We start from the raw sequence: 17624 nt of genomic DNA, 5'->3' as shown, positions 1-17624 counted from the left end.
CGTCCGCGCCTTGCGCGCGCAACCGGAGCCGCAACCGATGTTATCGATACGCGCCATGTTCTCCACGGACGCCATGCGCGCCCTGTGGACCGACGCATCGGTATACGCCGCCATGCTGCGCTTCGAGGCGGCGCTGGCGCACACGCAGGCGGGCCTCGGCATGATTCCGCCCGCGGCGGCGGAGAGCATCCAGGCGGTTTGCGCGCGCCCGCAAGCCTTCGACTGGGCCGCCATTTCCGCCGAGGCGCGCAAGGCCGGCACGGCCGCCATACCCTTCATCAAGGCGCTGAAGCAGGAAGTCGCCCGCCTGGCGCCGGCGCATGCGGCCTGCGTGCATTACGGCTCCACCAGCCAGGACGTGTGCGAGACGGCCCTGGCCCTGCAGACCCGCGCGGCCTTGCGCCTGGTCCATGCCCAGCTGCTGGACCTGGGCGACGCCCTGGCAGCCCTGGCCGCGGCGCACCGCCGCACCCCAATGCTGGCGCGCACCCTGATGCAGCCGGCCGCGCCGGTCTCGTTCGGCTGGAAGGCCGCGGGCTGGCTCGATGCGCTGGCACGCTGCGCCGCCGCCTTGCGGGATGCCGGCGAGGCATCCCGCGTCATCCAGTTCGGCGGGTCGAACGGCGCCTGCTCGGCCCTGGGCCCGCAGGGCCAGGACCTGGCCGCCGGCGTGGCCGCCATGCTGGGCCTGCGCGCCACCGCCATCGCATGGCAAAGCGCCCGGGACCGGCTGGCCCGCCTGGGCAACGAGCTGGCGCTCTGCTGCGCCATGCTGGGCAAGATAGGGCGCGACATTTCGCTGCTGATGCAAAGCGAAGTCGGAGAGGCCTTCGAACCGGAGGGCGCCGGCCGTGGCGGATCTTCCGCCATGCCGCATAAGCGCAATCCCATGGCCAGCATGCATATGATCGACGCCGCCCTGCGGGCGCCGCCCCTGGCCCTGGCCCTGGTCTCGGACATGAACGCCGAACAGGAGCGGGGACTGGGCAGTTGGCCCAACGCGCTGCCCCTGCTGGCCGACTTGTTCATGCTGCTGGACAATTCCCTGTCCATGGCGGTGGAAACCCTGCGCGGACTGCGGGTCAGTCCGGCCGCGATGCGCGCGAACCTGGCACGGCAGCACGGCGTCATCCACTCGGAGAGCCTGGGCATGCTGCTGGGCCGCGAGCTGGGGGCCGACACCGGCCGGCGCATCGTCGATGCCCTGTGCCGGCAGGCACTGGAGACCGGTGTCGATCTGGACGAACTGGTGCTGCGTCATCCCGAAGTAAACGGCCGGATTTCCGCGGCGCGGATCGCCCAGGCCTGCAGCGTGGAACGCTGCCTGGATGCCGCCGATACGCAGTGCGCCGCCGTGCTGGCGCAGTGGAGCGTCCGCCGCGCGGACTTGCGCGCGCACACCCTGGGCGCCGATGATTCCCTTCCCTGAGTCTTCCAAAGGAACACCATGCCCTTTGCCCTGAACGGCACCACGCGCATCTATTGGCGCGGCGATGGTTCCCGCTCCCTGCCCGCCCTGGTGCTCGGCAATTCGCTGGGAACGGACTTTACGTTGTGGGACCCCATCCTGCCGCGCCTGATGCGGCATTTCCGCGTGATCCGCTTCGATATGCGCGGCCACGGCGCCTCAGACGCGCCGGACGGCGACTACACGATGGCGCAGCTGGCCGGCGACCTCGCCGCTGTCGTCCAGGCCGCCGGCCTGGACGGATTCCACTACTGCGGCGTCTCGCTGGGCGGCATGGTGGGTATGGCCTACGCACAGCGCCCGGACCATCGCCTTCGCAAACTGGTCCTGTCCAACACCGCGGTGCGGTTTCCGCAAGGCGTTTGGGAGGGCCGCATCGCCGACGTCATGCGCGGCGGCATGGCGTCCATCGCCGATGCCGCCCTGGGCCGTTTCTTCACGCCCGGCTTCCTGGCGCTGGGCGACCCGCGCGTGGAGCGGGTAAGGGAAACCTTGCTCTCGCTCGAACCGCATGGCTATGCAGGCTGTTGCGCGGCCATCCGCGACATGGACATCGCCGGGGGCCTGCCCGCCATCGGCGTCCCGACCCTGGTGCTGACCGGAGCCCAGGATGCATCCACCCCGCCGGTCCGGGGGACTGAAATCGCGGCCGCCATTCCCGGCGCTACCGTGTCCGCCCTGCCGGGCGCCCACATCCCGATGATCGAACTGCCGGTGCAATGGGGCGATGCCGTCCTGGATTTCCTGCTGCCCCGGGAAGACCTGGCGGAGAGCGCGCGCTACGCGCTGGGGCTGGAACGGCGCCGCGAGATCCTGGGCCGCGCCTATGTCGACGAACGGCTGGCCGCGCGCACCGAGTTCAACACCGCATTCCAGGAAATGATCACGCAGCTCGCGTGGGGCAGGATCTGGACTTCCAGCCGCATCGACGACGTGACGCGGCGCATCGTGGTCATCGCCATGACCGCCGCCCTGGGCCGCTGGGAAGAATACGAACTCCACGTGGGCGCGGCGCTGCGCGCCGGCGTGGAGCCCCGCATCATCGAGGAAAGCCTGTTCATGGTCAGCGTCTATGCGGGCGTGCCCGCCGCCAATACGGGCTTCGCCATCGCCGGCAAAGTGCTCAAGGCCGTGCGGGAAGACGCCGCCGCGGCTACAGATCCAGCACCAGCAACGGCGTCCTCGCCCGCGAACAGCAAGGGGTGAACTGGTCGTTCCTGGCGTGCTCCTCGGGCGTCAGGAACAGGTCGCGGTGGTCGGGCTCGCCCTCCAGCACGCGCGTCACGCATGTGCCGCAGATGCCTTGCTCGCAGGCGACGGGTATTTCCACACCGGCGTCGTACAGGGCGTGGACCACCGAGCGATCCGCCGGGACTTCGACAAGCCGGCCGGTGCGGGCCAGCTTCACGGCAAAGCCGCCGTCGTCGCGCACGGGCGTCTGTCCGGCCGTGAAGAACTCGTAATGCAGGCGCTCCTGGGGCCACCCGCGCTCGCGCGCGGCGCCCAGGACCGCATCCATGAAGCCTTTGGGGCCGCACACATACAGGTGCGTACCCGACGCCGGCCTACACACGGCGTCCAGGTCCAGCCTTTGTTCGGCGGCGCCGGCGTCCAGGTGGAAGTGAACACGGCCGGCATAGGCGGACGCCATCAGCTCCTGGCGAAACGCCGTGCGCGCGACGCTGCGCGTGCAATAGTGCAGCGCGAAGTCCGCGCCGATCGCAGCCAGCCGCTGCGCCATGGACAATAGCGGCGTCACGCCGATACCGCCGGCCAGCAGCAGGTGGCGCGTGGCGCTTTCTTCCAGCGCGAACAGATTGCGCGGCGCGCCGATGCGCAGCAGGTCGCCCTCCCGCACCTGGTCGTGCATGGCGTGGGAGCCGCCGCGCGACTCCGCCTCGCGCAGCACCGCGATGCGATAGCGGTGGCGTTCCGCCTGGTCATTGCACAAGGAGTACTGCCGGGTCATGCCGTCGGGCAAATGGACGTCGATGTGCGCGCCCGCCGCGAACGGCGGCAGCTCGCCGCCTTGCGGATCCACCAGTTCGAAGCTGCGGATATCGTCGGCTTCCAGCTGCTTGCGGGCCACCCGCACGGTCAGGCTATTCATGCTCATACCGCTACCTCTTGCTACATGGCGGACAGGCCGCCGTCCACCATCAGCGTCGTGCCCGTGATGTAGGAAGCCTCGTCGCTGGCCAGCCACAGGATGGGCCAGGCGATCTCGGCGGGATCGGCCCACCGGCCCAGCAGGGATGTGTCCTGGCGCTGGGTCTTCAACTGCGCCACGCTCTTGCCGGCCGCCTCGGCCCGGCCGACGTGGAAATCCGTCAGCGTCGAGCCGGGACACACGGCGTTGGCCCGTATTCCATGCCGGGTTTCCTCGAAGGCCAGCGTGCGCGTCATGGCCAGGATGCCCGCCTTGGTTGCGTCATACAGCGCCATGCCCTTGCGGCCGGTCTCCGCATAGCAGGACGACACATTGACGACGGCCCCCTTGCCGGCGCGGCGCAGGGCCGGCAGCGCCGCCTTGCAATAGTTCGACGTACCGATCAGGTTGACCGCCACCACGGCCTGCCATTCTTCCGGGGTGACGTCGGCCAAGGCCGAATAGTTGCGCATGGCGGCGTTGTTGACCAGGATGTCCAGCCCGCCATGCGCCCGCGTTGCCGCCTCCACGGCCTGCACCGCGCGCCCCGGATCCGATACGTCCGCCACGAAAGTGGCCAGCCGGGCGGCGGGCTGCTCCCGCGCGATCCGTTCCGCCGTGCGGGACAGCGCCGGTTCGCTGGCGTCCACCAGCATGACCGCCGCGCCCTCGGCGCAGAACAATGCCGCGACTGCCGCGCCTATGCCCCCGCCGCCGCCCGTGATCAGGGCGGATTTGTTCGATAGCCTGGGTTTTCCTTGCATAAGGGATTCCTGTCGGCCACGCCGCCGCCGCGATACGCGGCGACCGCCATGGCCAGCGATTGAGTCAATTGGCTTTGATGTCGGCGGCCTTGATGACCTTGGCCCAGCGCTCGGTGTCTTCCTTGATCCAGTCGGAGAACTCCCGCGGACTGCTGGCGACCACTTCGAACTCCATGTCCTCCAGTTGCTTGCGCACCTTGGGGGACTTCAGGATGCGCACCATTTCCGCATTCAGGCGATCCATCACCGGCTTGGGCGTGCCGGCCGGCGCCAGGAATCCTATCCATGACGTGGCGTTGAACCCCGGGTAGCCGCTTTCCGCGACGGTGGGCACGTCCGGCGTGGACGGAAAGCGCTTCAGTCCCGACGATGCGATCAGCCGCGCCCTTCCGTCCTTGGCGTAGTCCTGTATGTTGCCGGGGACCAGGAAGGCGGCGTCGACCTGTCCGCCGATCAGGTCCACGACGGCCGGACCCGCGCCGCGATAAGGCACGTGGGTAACGTCGATATGCGCCGCCTGTTTCAGCATCTCCATGGTCAGGTGCGAAGAGCTGCCGACGGACACGGACGCATAGCTCATGCGATGGGTTTTGGCGTAGTCGACGAACTCCCCAAGGGTCTTGACGGGAACCTTGGGATTGACGACCAGGTATTGCGAGGCTTTCACCGCCAAGGTGATGGGCGCCAGGTCCTTGACCGGATCGTAGGGCGTCTGCGGAAGCAGCGTCGGATTGATGGAAATGGGCCCGTTGTAGCCCACCAGCAAGGTATATCCGTCCGGAGCGGACTTGACTACATCCATCGTGCCGATCAGGCCGCCTCCGCCCCCCTTGTTTTCGACCACGACGGGCTGGCCCAGCGCCGCGCCCAGTCCCGGGGCGACCAGGCGCGCCAGCACGTCATTGGTGCTGCCCACGATGGGCACGACGATGCGTATGGGCTTGACCGGATTCCATTGCTCGGCCTGTGCGGCCGGGAACGTACAGCATGCCGCCAGCGCGGCGGCGATCAGGGCCGCGCGCCCTTTGTTCTTGATCATGGGTATGTCTCCTTTGGTGGGGCGTGGGGATGATCCGCGCGCCGGCCGCTCCGTGCCGGCTAGATGGAATACACCTTCTGGTCCTTGGCGTCTGCAAGATGCACGACCGCCCATTCCTGCGGTTTCTGGTCGCGCGGAAGCAGGACGCCGGCCGCGCGCACCCGCTGCTGATCGGCCCCGATGGCGGGCGGGTCGGTCTCCGGCCGCAGGGAGGTGGCGGCTTCGAAAAGCATGCGCCTGGCCATGACGATGGCCCGATCGGTGGGCAGGAGTTTTTCGTTGGCGTGGTCCTGGATGGGACCCATGCTTTCCTGCAGCGAGGCGTCCTGCATGGCGAAGCCGAAGACGCCCGAATACGCGCGCTTTTCCTTTTGCGCCTGGCGGTCGATCAGGTAGTCGTTGTCCTTGTTGGCCTTGGGCCGGAACGTTCCGCCCGGCACGTTGGTGCCGGGTTCATAGGCGCAGTGCACGCCCTTGCCTTCGTTCAGGTCGCGCAGTTCTTCTTCGTTCAGCGGGCGATCGACCCGGAAGTTGATGCTCCAGGCCCAGCAGTTATGGTCGTCGATGGGAACCCAGACATGGCCGCCCAGGGCGTGGTCGCCGAATGGCGGGATCAAGGTGAACCATGGGAACAGCCATTGGGTTACCCGCCAGTAATAGGAGTCCGGCTCGCCGTTGCGGCGTCCGAACAGCGTCAGCCCGAAGGGGGTTTTCTCGATCTCGAAGATGACGTTGCCGTCCGCCTTGATGTAGTCCAGCGCCTTGGTGCCCTGGTGCAGCGGATCCTGGTCGACTTCGTAGCGGTGCACGTAGGAAACGTGGCTGGTATCGATGCCGCCTTCCATCGCCTGCAGGTAGTTGCACTCCTGCAGGCGCTTGGACACAAAGACATGGTCGGCCGGCAGGGTGCACCACTCGACGTCCGGCAGCTCCGGCTTCTTGTCTTTCGGGCCCATGTAGGCCCATACCATCCCGGCCATTTCCACACAGGGATAGGCCGTGATGCCCATGTGCTTGCATGCCTGCGGCGCGGACGGCACGTCCACGCAGTTGCCGTCACGGTCGAACTTCAGGCCGTGGTAGGCGCAGCGGATGCCGTTTTCTTCGTTGCGGCCGAAGTACAGGGAAACGCCGCGATGCGAACAGAACTCGGCGATCAGGGCCGCCTTGCCTTCCGTGTCGCGGAATGCCAGCAGTTTTTCTCCCATGATCTGCACACGCACCGGCGGGCAATCGGGCTCGGCGATTTCGCTGGCCAGCAGCACCGGAACCCAATAGCGGCGCAGCAGGTTGCCCATCGGCGTGCCGGGCCCGGTCCTTACCAGGGTTTCGGCCATGTTCTTTTCCATGCGTTTCCTCCATCCGCCCGATCCAGGCGCGTCTCGAATGTTGTCCGTACCGTAATACTTGAGTCCATTGTACGGACTGAATTCGGCGGGGGTCAAGCGGGTTTTGAATACAATCCGCACAACGAAACAGAGGCGATATCGAGCACGAATGGAAAACGACAAGCGCCAGGAAGGGGTCCGCGCGGTGGACCGAGCGCTGGACATCCTGCTGGCCTTCCGGCCAGGCGACGACGGGCTGACCGCCGCGGAACTGCTCAAGCGTGTCGATCTGAGCCGCCCTACCCTGTACCGGTTGCTGGCCACCCTGGAACACAACGGCTTCCTGGTCTCGTCGGGCGATCCCCAGCAATTCCGCCTGGGCGCCTCGGTGGCGCGGCTGGCGCACGTCTGGACGTCCAGCCACAACATTGCCGATCTCGCCCACCCGTCCTTGCAGCGCCTGTGGGAAGCCACGGGCGAAACCGTGGCGCTTTTCGTGCGGGAAGGCATCTACCGTGTCTGCGTCTCGGAGCTCGCGAGCGCGCAGCCCCTGAGCTTTCGCCGCGGCGTGGGCTATCGGGAAAAACTGGTGCTGGGCGCCAGCGGACGCACCATCCTGGCCCGCATGGACCTCACGGAAAAAGACCTGAAAGCGTATGCCACCGATACCAGGCTGGATATCGCGGCGTACATGGCCGAACTGGAACGCGTGCGCAAGCAGGGCTACGCCATGAGCCGCCACGAGCTGATAGAGGGGGCCGTCGCGGTGGCGGCGCCCTACTTCAACGGGGCGGACATGGTGATGGGATCCCTTTGCATATTCGGCCCCAGCGTGCGCATGACGGCGGAACGGGTCAAGGCCTGCGGCGCGCTGCTGCTGGAAGAAGCCAGGGTTTTGTCGGCCGCCCTGGGACAAGCCCAGGACTGAACGCCACGCGATACGCCTTGCCCGCGAGCCCGGGCAGGGAGCGGCAGCCGGCCGCGGTCAGGCGGCCTTGTTGATACGGCGCGAGAGCTCGCGCGTGGACGGCACACGCCGCTCGGCGTTTTCCACCGAGGTCTCGTCGTCGGCCATATTGGCGATGATGGTCAGCAGCACCTTGCGCGCCACCTTGATTTCGGCGTCGGTCAGGCCCCGGGTACCGATGGCGTTGACCTCTTCGGCCAGCGGCACCAGCTTTTTCTTCAGGGCGCGGCCATTGCGGGTAAGAAAGACGTGGACGTTCTTGTTATTGCCGGGCAAATGGCGGCGCTCGACATAGCCCAGCGTTTCCATGGCCTTGATTGCCGCGAACGTGGTGGGCTCCATGACGCCCGCGAGCTCGCTCAGTTCGCGCTGCGTCTGCCCATCCTGTTCCCACAGGATGCGCAGGAAAGCCCAGTGCCCGAAGGAAACGTCGTAGTCGGCCAGCCGCATCTGCAGTCCACGCACCAGCGCGCGTGTCGCGTCCTTGATGAGGTGGGCCAGGCGGTCGTCCGGAACTGCCTCGCGCCAGTGATCCAGCAGCTTTCGTGTTTCTTTTGAAGTCATCGGCGAGTGTAGGCGAATCGCGAAATCACGGGGATCATACCGCATGTATGCGTGCCTTCCCGGCTGCGCGCGAGGTGCCGCGACGGCCCACGCGCACGTGCGGCGGCAGCCTCGCGCACGCCGTCGGCCGACGGGGGATTACACCTGGTGATGCAGGAGGACGTCGCGTCCCTCGGCGTCAGATTGCAGCATCGCCAGGCATATCTCCAGCGTCGCCTTCGCCCACCGCCCGTCGTGCAGGCACGGTTTCCCGCCATGGATGGCCGCGTGCAGTTCGTCGATGACTTCGTGGCGCGGCGCCGCCGGTACGGGCAGCGGCCGCCGTTCCCGCGTCGCATCGCCGTACACCAGGATATCCTGGGCCATGGGGCGCAGGTCCGCTTTCTCGCACGACACCAGGATCGGGCCGAAGTGCTGGTGCGATGCCGGCGGCCGCGACGCCCGCGGCGCGACATACGAGGATCCGCCATAGGTCCCCGCCGCCTTCAGGTCCGCTTCTTCATCCGGCGATCGCAGCGTCGCCAGCCTGCGGCGCGCCTGTCCATAGTCGTCGGGGTTCTTCGCGCCGCCCATTTCGCCTATCCATTCCATCCATTCGTCGGAATCGAAATGGGCGTAGCCGTTGTAGCTGAGCGAGGCGTATGCCCCCGACTCGAACCACAGCAGCGCGCTGTAGGCGCCCTCCGTCGGCCGTCCGGGATGCCAGTTTCCCAGGGCACTACGCAAGCGGACCGGCCGTTCTCCGGCCAGCATGCGGACGATGTCCACCTGGTGCGCGGCCTGGCTGAAGATCGCGCCGCCGCCGCGCGCGGTCTCCAGCTCTTCGGGACGCCTTGGCCGGAAAAGATAATCCGTGTAGTTCAGCGCGTGGATCATCTTCACCGCGCCGAACTCGCCGCCGGCGATGAGTTCGCGTGTCCTGAGGTAAGGCGTGTCGAAACTGTGGCAGTGGCCGACGATAAGGCGCACTCCCGCGGCGCGGCATGCGTCGATCATGTCGTCGCATTCCTGCAGGCTCAGCGCCATGGGCTTCTCCACCAGCACGTCCTTGCCGTGCGCGGCGGCGACGCGCGTGTGCGCGGCATGGAATTGATGGGGGCTGGCGACATAGACGACCTGTACCCGCGGGTCGCGCGCCAGCGATTCGATATCCTGGTAGACGGGGCAGCCGAAGTCGCGCCGGAACCGTTCCCGCGCCGCCTCGCGCGGATCGCAGGCCGCGACCAGCCTTACCCGGGAATCGGCCAGGAAGGTCGGCAACATGACGGAAAAGGCGCGGCCCAGGCCCGCGACGCCGATGCGAAGAATGGCTGTTTCCATGGCGCTATAGATCCAGGACGAGCTTCTCGCAGTTGGCGCGGGATACGCACACCATGATCTGCGATTCCTGTTCTTCCGGCATCAACACCATGTCGCGATGATCGGCCGTCCCGGCCAGCATGCCGGTGCGGCAGGATCCGCAGGTGCCGCTTTCGCACGAATACGGTACCTTGACGCCGGCCTGGCGCAGTACCGCAAGAATGGACCGGCCCACCGGCACGGGCAGCGAAATTCCGGAGCGGGCCAGCTCGACGGTGAACGGCCGGTCATCGGGCTTGACGCCGCCGCCCTCCATGAAGCTCTCGAAGTGGATGCGGCCGGGCGACCAGTGGCCCGTCATATCGCGCACCGCCTCCATCAGGCCGCGCGGACCGCAGCAGTAGACGTGGCCCCGATTGGGCTTTTCCAGAACGGGCCACAGGTCGTAGGCCTCGGCCGGGTTGCCATGGTCGTGGTGGATCGTGACGCGCGATCCCGGGTCCAGTTCGCCCAATTCCCGCAGATAGGCAGTGGTTTCCGGCGCCTGGCTAAGGTAGTACAGCTTCCAGGCTGGCCCGGGGGCGTCCGCCAGCGAGCGGATCATGGACAGGATGGGCGTAATGCCTATGCCTCCCGCGATGAAGGTCAAGCTGCCGGGCGCGTCGACCAGCGGAAAGGCATTGTCCGGCTTCGACGCCGGCAGGATATCGCCGGCGCATGCCTGGTCGACGAGGCTGATGGATCCGCCGCGCCCGCCATCCTCGCGCTTGACGGTGATGACATAGCGCTTGCGTTCGCCCGGGCTGTTGCACAGCGAATACTTGCGCACGTCTCCACTGGGCACCCGCACGCGGATGTGCGAGCCGGGGCTGAATGCGGGCAGGTCATCGCCGTCGGGATGCACGAGCTCGAAGGCGCGGATACCGCGGGCTGCCTCGGCGATGGAGGCGATGCGCAGCGACATCGTGATTTCGCTTGCGGTGTCGGTCATGGCGGATCTCCTGCCCGCGCGCGCCCGGTGCGCGGGCGCGGGGCGGCGCTAGAGCTTGAAGGTTTCATAGGTGCTGGGGTGGAACAATTCTTCCACCGCCACGCGGCGCGGCGACAGGCCCTGGGCGTGATGATGGCGAGTGAATGCCTCCAGCGTCGGCCGGCTGCTTTCCACGCCATAGGCCCAGTAGTCCTCGCCCATGGTCTCGCGCGCGGCCTTGAGCTGCTCTTCGACGAAGGGCAGCGTCACCTTGGTCGCGGACGTATCGGACAGCTTGGCGAGCGCCACCGCCTTGGATTGCTGGAAAGCCTTCAGCAGCGTCCCGGGCAGCCAGGGGTGTTTTTCCGCCAGCGTTTTGCGCAGGCCCACGACATGCATGATGGGGAAGATGCGGGTGCGCTGGTAGTAGTCCTTGGCCACGGCCGTCGGGTCGTCGAACAGCCACCCTATGTCGGGGTTGTCGCGCGCCGCGCCGAACGGCGCGCGAGGCGCCATGAATCCCTCGATCTCGCCGCGATCCAGCATGTCCGATATGGTCCTGTCCGCGGGCGCGTCCACCATCCTGACATCGGCCGGGAGCTGGATCCTGATCTTTTCCTGCCGGCCGGGCTGGTCGATGCCGCCACGCACCCAGGTCACGTCCGCTGGCCGCACGCCGTAATCGTCCTCCAGGATCGCGCGCGCCCAGACGTTGGCGGTCAGCTGGTATTCGGGCACGCCGATGCGCTTGCCCTTCAGGTCCCGCGGCGTCTTGATCTTGTCCTTGCGGACATAGATGGATGTGTGGCGGAATGCGCGCGACAGGAAGACGGGCAAGGCGATGTAGGGACAGTCGCCCTGGGCATGCTTGACCAGGTAGCTGGAAAAGGAAAGTTCGCTGACGTCGAAATCCTGGTAGCGGAAAGACCGGAAGAACATTTCCTCCGGCGTCAGCAGGGTGAACAGCGGATCGACGCCATCGATCTGCACCGTGCCATCGTACAAGGGCCTGTTGCGGTCGTAGTCGCCGACGGAGAAAGAGAGTTGCAGCTTGGCCATGTACGGCTCCTAGGCGGTGGTTTGGTAGTTGGTCTCGAGTTCCGGGTCCGCCGCCTTCGGCGCGCCTGTCGGCAAGGCCCGGAAATCGCGCCAATCGACGCTCTTCGGGACGATGGCCTGGAACGCGCACACATCGCCGGGTATGCGCCGGTCGCCCGTGCCGATGGCGGGGCGGCCCTGGCGGAAATCCTGGACGGCCTGCAGCATCTGCTTGCGGAACTCGACGATCGCCAGGTCGCTGGCGCCCAGCCTGTCATCGGACCGGTTCGCGATGGGTCCCATGGTGACCCACATCGCGATATCCTGGTTGGGAAAGCCCTTTATGCCGGTGAAGTTGCCCGCCTTCATGGCCTGGCGGTCCTGCCAGAAACGGTTCTCGTGGTTGCGCAGCGGGCGATAGCGCTCGTCCAGGTCGCGCCCGATGCTGGTACCCAGGAATTTGCGCCAGGTTTCGGTGTCGGGCGTGCCGGCCTTTTCTCCCCAGGCGATGAAGTAAAACGCCGTCGCTGTATCGTTCATGGGAACGTTCACATTGGCGACGTTGTACAGGTTGTTGGGCGGTATCAGGACGGTAGCGGGCGCCACGAACACCGTCGAGCGCACGTAGTCGGTCTGCGCGGCGTTGACGATGGGACGGCGGATCGCGGCATAACGGAATCCGTAGTCCGTGCGATGGACCTGCATGCGCGGCGCCTTGTCCGTGGAGGGGCGCAGCCAGTTCTTGTCGGTGGCTTCCGCGCCGCCGACACGGGCGGGGACGAAGTCCGAGGAGTGCAGGCTGGAGCTATGCGCGGAATCTATCGCCCCTTCCAGTATCTGCGCCCAGTTGCAGGGAACGAGCACCTTGGCGATGCTGACCTTGGTTTCCGCCGATGGCGCCCACGGCGGCGGCGTGAATTCCGGGACGTCGTCCGGCGGCCCCATATAGGCCCAGACCACGCCTCCCCATTCGCGTACCGGATATGCCTTGTGCTTGATCTTCTGCGCCATGACGCTGGCCGCGGGCTCCGATACCATCTCCACCACGTTGCCCTGCACATCCATTTTCCAGCCGTGGTACAGGCAGCGCAGCCCGCATTCCTCGTTGCGCCCATAGACCAGGGAGACGCGGCGGTGCGGACAGTATTCGTCCATCACGCCGACCCGCCCTTCCGTATCGCGGAACACGACAAGGTCTTCGCCAAGGACCTGCGCCTTGACGGGGTCGCCGTCAGGCTCGCTGACTTCTTCGATCAGGCAGACGGGAAGCCAGTGCCGGCGCATCAGCGCGCCCATCGGCGCATCGCCCTCCACGCGGCAAAGCAGGTCGTTTTCTTCCGGGGTCAACATACGTACTCCTGTTCGTGATGGCGGGATCCGCCGGCACGTGCCGCCCCACGCGCCGGTCCCTGAGGTTCTTCATTCCGCCCTGATGTTGGCGGCCTTGATCGCGCTCTCGTAGCGCCGCGCTTCGTCATCGATCGCCAGCGCGTACTCCTTGGGCGAACCCCCCACGGGTTCTATGCCCAGCGTGTCGAATTGCTTGATGACGGCGGGATCCTGCACGGCCTTGGCGATCTCCGTGCTGAGCTTGCGCACGGCGTAATCGGGTACGCCCGTGGCGGCCAACGCTCCCACCGTGACGGCGAAGTTGAAGCCCGGGAGGATTTCGGCGATCGCCGGTATGTCGGGCGCCAGCGTCGACCGCTTGCCCGCGTTCGTCGCCAGTATCCTTACCTGTCCTTTCTCGGCGAAGCCGGACAGCGACGGCAGCGCCGCGAACACCACATCGACCTGGTTGCCCACCATCGCCGGGACGGATTGGCCCGAACCCCGGAAGGGTACGTGGGTCAGTTTGGTGTGCAGGCCCAGGGCCAGGGCTTCCATGGTCAGATGGTGGGAGCTCCCTACCCCGGAAGAGCCGTAGTTCATCTTGCCCGGCGCGGCGCGCGCCCGCTGCACGAAATCCTGCAGCGAAGTAATGCCGGTCTGCGTACTGGTCGCCAGGAACAAGGGCGAGGTGGCGATCAATGAAACGGGCACGAAGTCCCGTTTCGGATCGTACGAAAGGTCCTTGTACAGGGCCGGATTGATGGACATCATCGAGCCATCGGTCACCAGATAGGTATAGCCGTCGCGCGGGCTGCTCATGAGCGCCTGGGCGGCGATCACCCCATTGGCGCCGGGCTTGTTCTCCACCACGACGGACTGTCCCAGGCTGGCGGTGACACGTTGCGCCACCACGCGGGCCACGGTGTCCGGCAAGCCGCCGGCGGCATAGGGGACGATGAAACGGATGACGTGGGATGGAAATTGCGACGCGGTTTCCGCCGCATGGGCGATACCGCTCAACAGGCCCAAGGTGGCCGCCGCGGCAAGCAGATGGGCGCGACGAAGCAAACGCGGGCCTGGCCAGGCCGCCGTGCAAGGGGTGGTCATGGTTGTCTCCTGGATTTTGTTCTCGCGTTCTATTCGACGGCCGGCGTTGCTCCGATGAGCCGGTGAGCGCGTGAGGGAATAATATTAGAGGTCTAATTAAATGGCAAGACTTAGTTATCTAAGTAAATTCCATTAGACGAGCGGCGTCCACGCGCTGCGACACGGCGCGGCGCGCGGCGAACAGAAGCGCTCAGGTGCGGGGCACTATGCCAGTTGGACGGAATGCGGGGTCAGGCCCGCGCGGCCGGGATCCATGACCCATGCAGCCCGGCGGGTACGCGTCGCGGCAACTCGACGACAGCGACCGGTCCGGCGTCGAGGCGCCGGGCATCCAGGATGACGAACTGCCCCGCGCGGCTTGCCGCGTCGTGGACAAAGGTCAGGATGTAGCCGTCGGCTTCGCCCGCACCGTCGGGATCCGCCGCGAATACCGGCTCGCATATCGTCATGCCGGGACCGAAACGGTGCACCGTCCGCTCGCCCGTCTGCAGGTCATACCGGGCGATGGCCTCGAACGCCCCCGGCTGGAAGGCCTCGCCCGGCCGTGGCGTTCGCAGGCCCACATACCCGTACCGCGCCTTGCGGCCCAGATAGGCGTCGTTCACGCGGCCGAACTCGCAGACCTGGGCGTCTATCGTCTCGTCGCCGACCCGGCCCGTCCGGATATCGATCGCCAGCCGGTGCAGCTCCAGCCGATCGGGCTTGGCGGTCAGCGAGTACGAGTCATACCAGGGCAGCACGATCTCGATGCGGCCGTTTTCCTCGTAGGCATTGACGGTATGCCAGTTAAAGAAGGGCGCGGCCTCGATCCACCGGATTTCCTCGGCGCGCTCGGCGTCGCGCGGGATCAAGGCCACGCGGGTTCCCCTGTCGGGTTCCCATTGCGCCGGAATGCCGTGCCGCGACCAATCGAAGACCAGCGGACACAGCAGCACCACCACATGGCGTTCCGTCAGGGCGATGTCGTGCACCATGGCCGCCCAGGGCGCCCGGAATGTCAGGCTCCTGTCCAGCCGTCCCGACGCATCGGCGCGCAGATAGGTCAGCTTGCCATCCAGCAGGTCGTAGGAAACGGCCAGCAGCTCGCCGGTGCGGGGATCGATCTTGGGGTGGGCCGACATCCTGCCCGCCAGCTTCCCCTGGTAATCGAACACCCCGCGGGTGGCGATGTCGCCATCCACCTCGTACGGCATGTCGCCTTCGTACAGCGCCAGGTAGCGGCCGCCGTGATACACGATATTGGTATTCGCCAGGTTGGCCTGCGGCGGCGGACTGAACGTGGAGTTGTAGATGCGATGTCCCGCCTGTATTTCCGCGCGCAGTTCCGCGGTCCGGATCCAGCGGTTGCGGTAGCGCGCCCGCCCGTCCCGCAGGGTGATGGCATGGATCATGCCGGTTCCGTCGAAAGGATAGGCGTAGCGGGCGTCCGGCTCGAAATAAGGATTGGGGCCGTTGCGCATGAACACGCCGGCCAGGCCCGCCGGAATCGCGCCGCGCACGGGCAGGTCGGCATCGTCGCGTTCGTCGAACACCGGTTCGAAGGCGCCCCGGCACGCGGGGTTGTCGCTGCGCCAGGGCGGCGCACCGGCCGGTCCAAGGTCCGGGACGGCCGGTGCCGCATGGGACGGCATGACGTGCAAGCCGCGGCTTCCCAGTAATCCCAGGCCCAGCGCCAGGATGGCGCGACGGCTGAAGGTCGGATGGATCATGGCCCGTCTCCCTTGTCGATGACGCCGGCAGGCACCCGCGCGTCCCGGCCGGGCCGCGGGTTCATGCGATCACGACATTACTCGCTTGACGGTGGATTGGGTCGATGTGGAAGCGGCCCTGGTCCATTCGATGGTGTCTCGGCGCGCGGAGCGTCATCCCTGCCGATGCGCCGCGCCGCCCGTGCCGGCGGCGGGCTCCGGCACGGGCGGCACGCCCTTGAGCCGGGTCACATAGCCGGGCAGGAAACGCCGCAGGTCGCCGTTCGGAAAGCGGATATCCACCCGTTCCCGGGTGACGGCCTCCACCACGCCGGCGCCGTAGCGGCGCACGCGCACGCCGTCCCCGATCCGCAGGCGCGCCGGCTTGCCGTCGGGCCGCGGCGGGGCGTCGCCCGCCTTCTCCACCGCCTCGGCCTGCCGCGCGAGCTCGCAGCTGTCGCAGTGGCCGCAACGGTCCCACTCCGGGATGTCGCCGAAGTGTTCAAGCAGCATGTGCCACCGGCAACGGCCGCTGCGCGCATACGCCACCATGGATGCCAGCGTTTCGCGGTCATGTTCGGCGCGCCGTTCATACTGTTCCGCGGCCACGGACGCCCGCTCGCGCGCGTCGGCTTCGCCCCGCGCGCGCACGCCGCCCCGGTCGTCGCGCTCGATCAGTCCGGCATCGGACAGCAGCTTCAGGCCCACCCGCAGCTTGCGCGCCCCCACCTTGCCCAGGGCCTGGCCCAGGGCTTCTTCGGACAGCGGCGCCCGCGCGTCATCCAGCACGGCCAGCACGCGCAGCAGCATGTCGCGGGTGGGATAGCGGTTGGACAGGAAGAACTGCTGGATGCGCTTGTCCTTTTCTTCGTGGATCAGGACGCAGCGGGCGGACTCGCCGTCGCGGCCGGCGCGGCCCGACTCCTGGTAATACGCGTCCAGGCTGCCCGGCAGTTGCGCGTGCACCACCAGGCGCACGTCGGGCTTGTCTATCCCCATGCCGAAGGCATCGGTGGCGACCATGACCGGGGTGCCGCCGGACATGAAGGCATCTTGCGCCTCGCGCCGTGCCTTGGCGCCCAGGCGCCCGTGATACAGGGCCGCGTCGACCCCTGCCTCGCGCAGCACCTGGTGCAGCACTTCGGCTTCCTTCACGGTGGTGCTGTAGACAATGGCCGGGCCCTCGGCTTTCCGCACCAGGTCCAGCACGGCGTCCTGCTTGCGTTCCTCGTCGCCGACCTGGCGCACGGCGTAGCACAGGTTCGGCCGATACACGCCCACCTTGATCACGCAGGCGGCCGCCAGATCCAGGGTCGCCGCGATGTCGTGGATGACCTCGTCGGTGGCCGTGGCGGTCATGGCCAGCACCGGGGGCGAGCCGACGGCGCGCACGGCCGCGGGAATATCCAGGAAGGCCGGCCGGAAGTCGTGGCCCCATTGCGAGATGCAGTGGGCTTCGTCGACAACGAACAGGCCCACGGCCTGGCGGCCCAGCCATTGCATGAATTCCGGGTCGCCCAGCCGCTCGGGCGTTGCCAGGATGATGGGTTGGCGGTCCCCGCGCGCATTGCGCAGGTAGCGCGCTTCGTCCTCGGCCGAGGTCGTGCTATTGAACACGGCGGCATCCACGCCGAATTCGCTCAGCTTCTCGTCCTGGTCCTTCATCAGGGCGATCAGGGGCGACACCACCACGGTCAGGCCGCTGCCGCACAGCGCCGGCACCTGGTAGCACAGCGACTTGCCGCTGCCGGTGGGCATGACGGCTATGGTGTGGTGGCCGCGCAGCACACTGGCCATGACCTCCGCCTGCCCCGGCCGCAGGCTGTCCAGGCCGAAACGATCGCGCAACAGGCGCCGGGCTTGGGCCGGCAAGGCAGAAGGAAATCGGGATCCGGGCATGGCAGGCAGGCA

15 protein-coding genes are annotated in these 17624 nt (G+C 67.2%); 3 read left to right on the top strand and 12 right to left on the bottom strand.

What is annotated here, in order from left to right; all coding sequences use genetic code 11:
* Positions 1-55: 55 nt before the first annotated feature.
* Together BAU06_RS03805 and pcaDC are read left to right on the top strand one after the other, a co-directional pair.
* On the top strand, positions 56-1429 hold the full coding sequence (locus BAU06_RS03805; protein ID WP_197509424.1) for a lyase family protein: 1374 nt from the start codon (positions 56-58) through the stop codon (positions 1427-1429).
* 18 nt (positions 1430-1447) lie between these two features.
* Positions 1448-2674, top strand: coding sequence for a bifunctional 3-oxoadipate enol-lactonase/4-carboxymuconolactone decarboxylase PcaDC (gene pcaDC / locus BAU06_RS03800; RefSeq protein ID WP_066344489.1), 1227 nt, complete (start codon positions 1448-1450; stop codon positions 2672-2674).
* Here pcaDC and BAU06_RS03795 read toward each other — a convergent pair.
* The 4 genes from BAU06_RS03795 to BAU06_RS03780 all read right to left on the bottom strand — a co-directional run bounded on the left by BAU06_RS03795 (position 2622) and on the right by BAU06_RS03780 (position 6769).
* Positions 2622-3584 (bottom strand): PDR/VanB family oxidoreductase, encoded by a 963-nt coding sequence (locus BAU06_RS03795; protein WP_066344488.1) that lies wholly within the window; start codon positions 3582-3584, stop codon positions 2622-2624. The genes pcaDC and BAU06_RS03795 overlap by 53 nt on opposite strands.
* A gap of 14 nt (positions 3585-3598) precedes the next feature.
* The gene (locus BAU06_RS03790; RefSeq protein ID WP_066344486.1) at positions 3599-4381 is read right to left on the bottom strand and encodes an SDR family NAD(P)-dependent oxidoreductase; all 783 of its coding nucleotides are present in this window, start codon (positions 4379-4381) and stop codon (positions 3599-3601) included.
* Positions 4382-4445: 64 nt separating this feature from the next.
* Positions 4446-5420 (bottom strand): Bug family tripartite tricarboxylate transporter substrate binding protein, encoded by a 975-nt coding sequence (locus BAU06_RS03785; protein ID WP_066344485.1) that lies wholly within the window; start codon positions 5418-5420, stop codon positions 4446-4448.
* A gap of 59 nt (positions 5421-5479) precedes the next feature.
* Positions 5480-6769 (bottom strand): aromatic ring-hydroxylating dioxygenase subunit alpha, encoded by a 1290-nt coding sequence (locus BAU06_RS03780; RefSeq protein ID WP_066344484.1) that lies wholly within the window; start codon positions 6767-6769, stop codon positions 5480-5482.
* A 148-nt stretch (positions 6770-6917) separates the two neighbouring features.
* Between BAU06_RS03780 and BAU06_RS03775 the strand changes: the two genes are divergently transcribed.
* Positions 6918-7676, top strand: a complete 759-nt coding sequence (locus BAU06_RS03775; RefSeq protein WP_066344480.1) for an IclR family transcriptional regulator — start codon at positions 6918-6920, stop codon at positions 7674-7676.
* Between the two features lie 57 nt (positions 7677-7733).
* Here the strand turns inward: BAU06_RS03775 and BAU06_RS03770 are convergent, their stop codons facing one another.
* From BAU06_RS03770 to BAU06_RS03735, 8 genes are all read right to left on the bottom strand, one after another.
* The gene (locus BAU06_RS03770) at positions 7734-8279 is read right to left on the bottom strand and encodes a MarR family winged helix-turn-helix transcriptional regulator (protein WP_066344474.1); all 546 of its coding nucleotides are present in this window, start codon (positions 8277-8279) and stop codon (positions 7734-7736) included.
* A gap of 138 nt (positions 8280-8417) precedes the next feature.
* Positions 8418-9599: a Gfo/Idh/MocA family protein gene (locus tag BAU06_RS03765; protein WP_066344472.1), complete on the bottom strand. Its 1182-nt coding sequence runs from the start codon at positions 9597-9599 to the stop codon at positions 8418-8420.
* A gap of 4 nt (positions 9600-9603) precedes the next feature.
* The gene (locus BAU06_RS03760) at positions 9604-10569 is read right to left on the bottom strand and encodes a PDR/VanB family oxidoreductase (protein WP_066344471.1); all 966 of its coding nucleotides are present in this window, start codon (positions 10567-10569) and stop codon (positions 9604-9606) included.
* A 48-nt stretch (positions 10570-10617) separates the two neighbouring features.
* Entirely contained in the window at positions 10618-11607 is a 990-nt protein-coding gene (locus BAU06_RS03755) for an ABC transporter substrate-binding protein (protein ID WP_066344469.1), read from the bottom strand.
* Positions 11608-11616: 9 nt separating this feature from the next.
* Positions 11617-12936 (bottom strand): Rieske 2Fe-2S domain-containing protein, encoded by a 1320-nt coding sequence (locus tag BAU06_RS03750; RefSeq protein ID WP_066344466.1) that lies wholly within the window; start codon positions 12934-12936, stop codon positions 11617-11619.
* 69 nt (positions 12937-13005) lie between these two features.
* Positions 13006-14025 (bottom strand): Bug family tripartite tricarboxylate transporter substrate binding protein, encoded by a 1020-nt coding sequence (locus BAU06_RS03745; protein WP_082987954.1) that lies wholly within the window; start codon positions 14023-14025, stop codon positions 13006-13008.
* 230 nt (positions 14026-14255) lie between these two features.
* Positions 14256-15734, bottom strand: coding sequence for a carotenoid oxygenase family protein (locus BAU06_RS03740; protein ID WP_082993509.1), 1479 nt, complete (start codon positions 15732-15734; stop codon positions 14256-14258).
* Between the two features lie 153 nt (positions 15735-15887).
* Positions 15888-17612, bottom strand: coding sequence for a RecQ family ATP-dependent DNA helicase (locus BAU06_RS03735; protein ID WP_082993508.1), 1725 nt, complete (start codon positions 17610-17612; stop codon positions 15888-15890).
* Positions 17613-17624: the final 12 nt, after the last annotated feature.

The organism is Bordetella bronchialis, assembly GCF_001676705.1.
Taxonomy (GTDB): Bacteria; Pseudomonadota; Gammaproteobacteria; order Burkholderiales; family Burkholderiaceae_B; genus Bordetella_C; species Bordetella_C bronchialis.
The sequence above is the reverse complement of the archived record's forward strand: the minus strand, read 5'-3'. Positions and strand labels throughout refer to the sequence as shown.

What these genes read in the sequence shown, in the direction of transcription:
- BAU06_RS03735 (WP_082993508.1), bottom strand. Translation starts at nt 17,612, where the DNA reads ATGCCCGGATCCCGATTTCCTTCTGCCTTGCCGGCCCAAGCCCGGCGC.
- BAU06_RS03790 (WP_066344486.1), bottom strand. Translation starts at nt 4,381, where the DNA reads ATGCAAGGAAAACCCAGGCTATCGAACAAATCCGCCCTGATCACGGGC.
- BAU06_RS03775 (WP_066344480.1), top strand. Translation starts at nt 6,918, where the DNA reads ATGGAAAACGACAAGCGCCAGGAAGGGGTCCGCGCGGTGGACCGAGCG.
- BAU06_RS03745 (WP_082987954.1), bottom strand. Translation starts at nt 14,025, where the DNA reads ATGACCACCCCTTGCACGGCGGCCTGGCCAGGCCCGCGTTTGCTTCGT.
- pcaDC (WP_066344489.1), top strand. Translation starts at nt 1,448, where the DNA reads ATGCCCTTTGCCCTGAACGGCACCACGCGCATCTATTGGCGCGGCGAT.
- BAU06_RS03770 (WP_066344474.1), bottom strand. Translation starts at nt 8,279, where the DNA reads ATGACTTCAAAAGAAACACGAAAGCTGCTGGATCACTGGCGCGAGGCA.
- BAU06_RS03785 (WP_066344485.1), bottom strand. Translation starts at nt 5,420, where the DNA reads ATGATCAAGAACAAAGGGCGCGCGGCCCTGATCGCCGCCGCGCTGGCG.
- BAU06_RS03750 (WP_066344466.1), bottom strand. Translation starts at nt 12,936, where the DNA reads ATGTTGACCCCGGAAGAAAACGACCTGCTTTGCCGCGTGGAGGGCGAT.
- BAU06_RS03805 (WP_197509424.1), top strand. Translation starts at nt 56, where the DNA reads ATGTTCTCCACGGACGCCATGCGCGCCCTGTGGACCGACGCATCGGTA.
- BAU06_RS03760 (WP_066344471.1), bottom strand. Translation starts at nt 10,569, where the DNA reads ATGACCGACACCGCAAGCGAAATCACGATGTCGCTGCGCATCGCCTCC.
- BAU06_RS03740 (WP_082993509.1), bottom strand. Translation starts at nt 15,734, where the DNA reads ATGATCCATCCGACCTTCAGCCGTCGCGCCATCCTGGCGCTGGGCCTG.
- BAU06_RS03765 (WP_066344472.1), bottom strand. Translation starts at nt 9,599, where the DNA reads ATGGAAACAGCCATTCTTCGCATCGGCGTCGCGGGCCTGGGCCGCGCC.
- BAU06_RS03795 (WP_066344488.1), bottom strand. Translation starts at nt 3,584, where the DNA reads ATGAGCATGAATAGCCTGACCGTGCGGGTGGCCCGCAAGCAGCTGGAA.
- BAU06_RS03755 (WP_066344469.1), bottom strand. Translation starts at nt 11,607, where the DNA reads ATGGCCAAGCTGCAACTCTCTTTCTCCGTCGGCGACTACGACCGCAAC.
- BAU06_RS03780 (WP_066344484.1), bottom strand. Translation starts at nt 6,769, where the DNA reads ATGGAAAAGAACATGGCCGAAACCCTGGTAAGGACCGGGCCCGGCACG.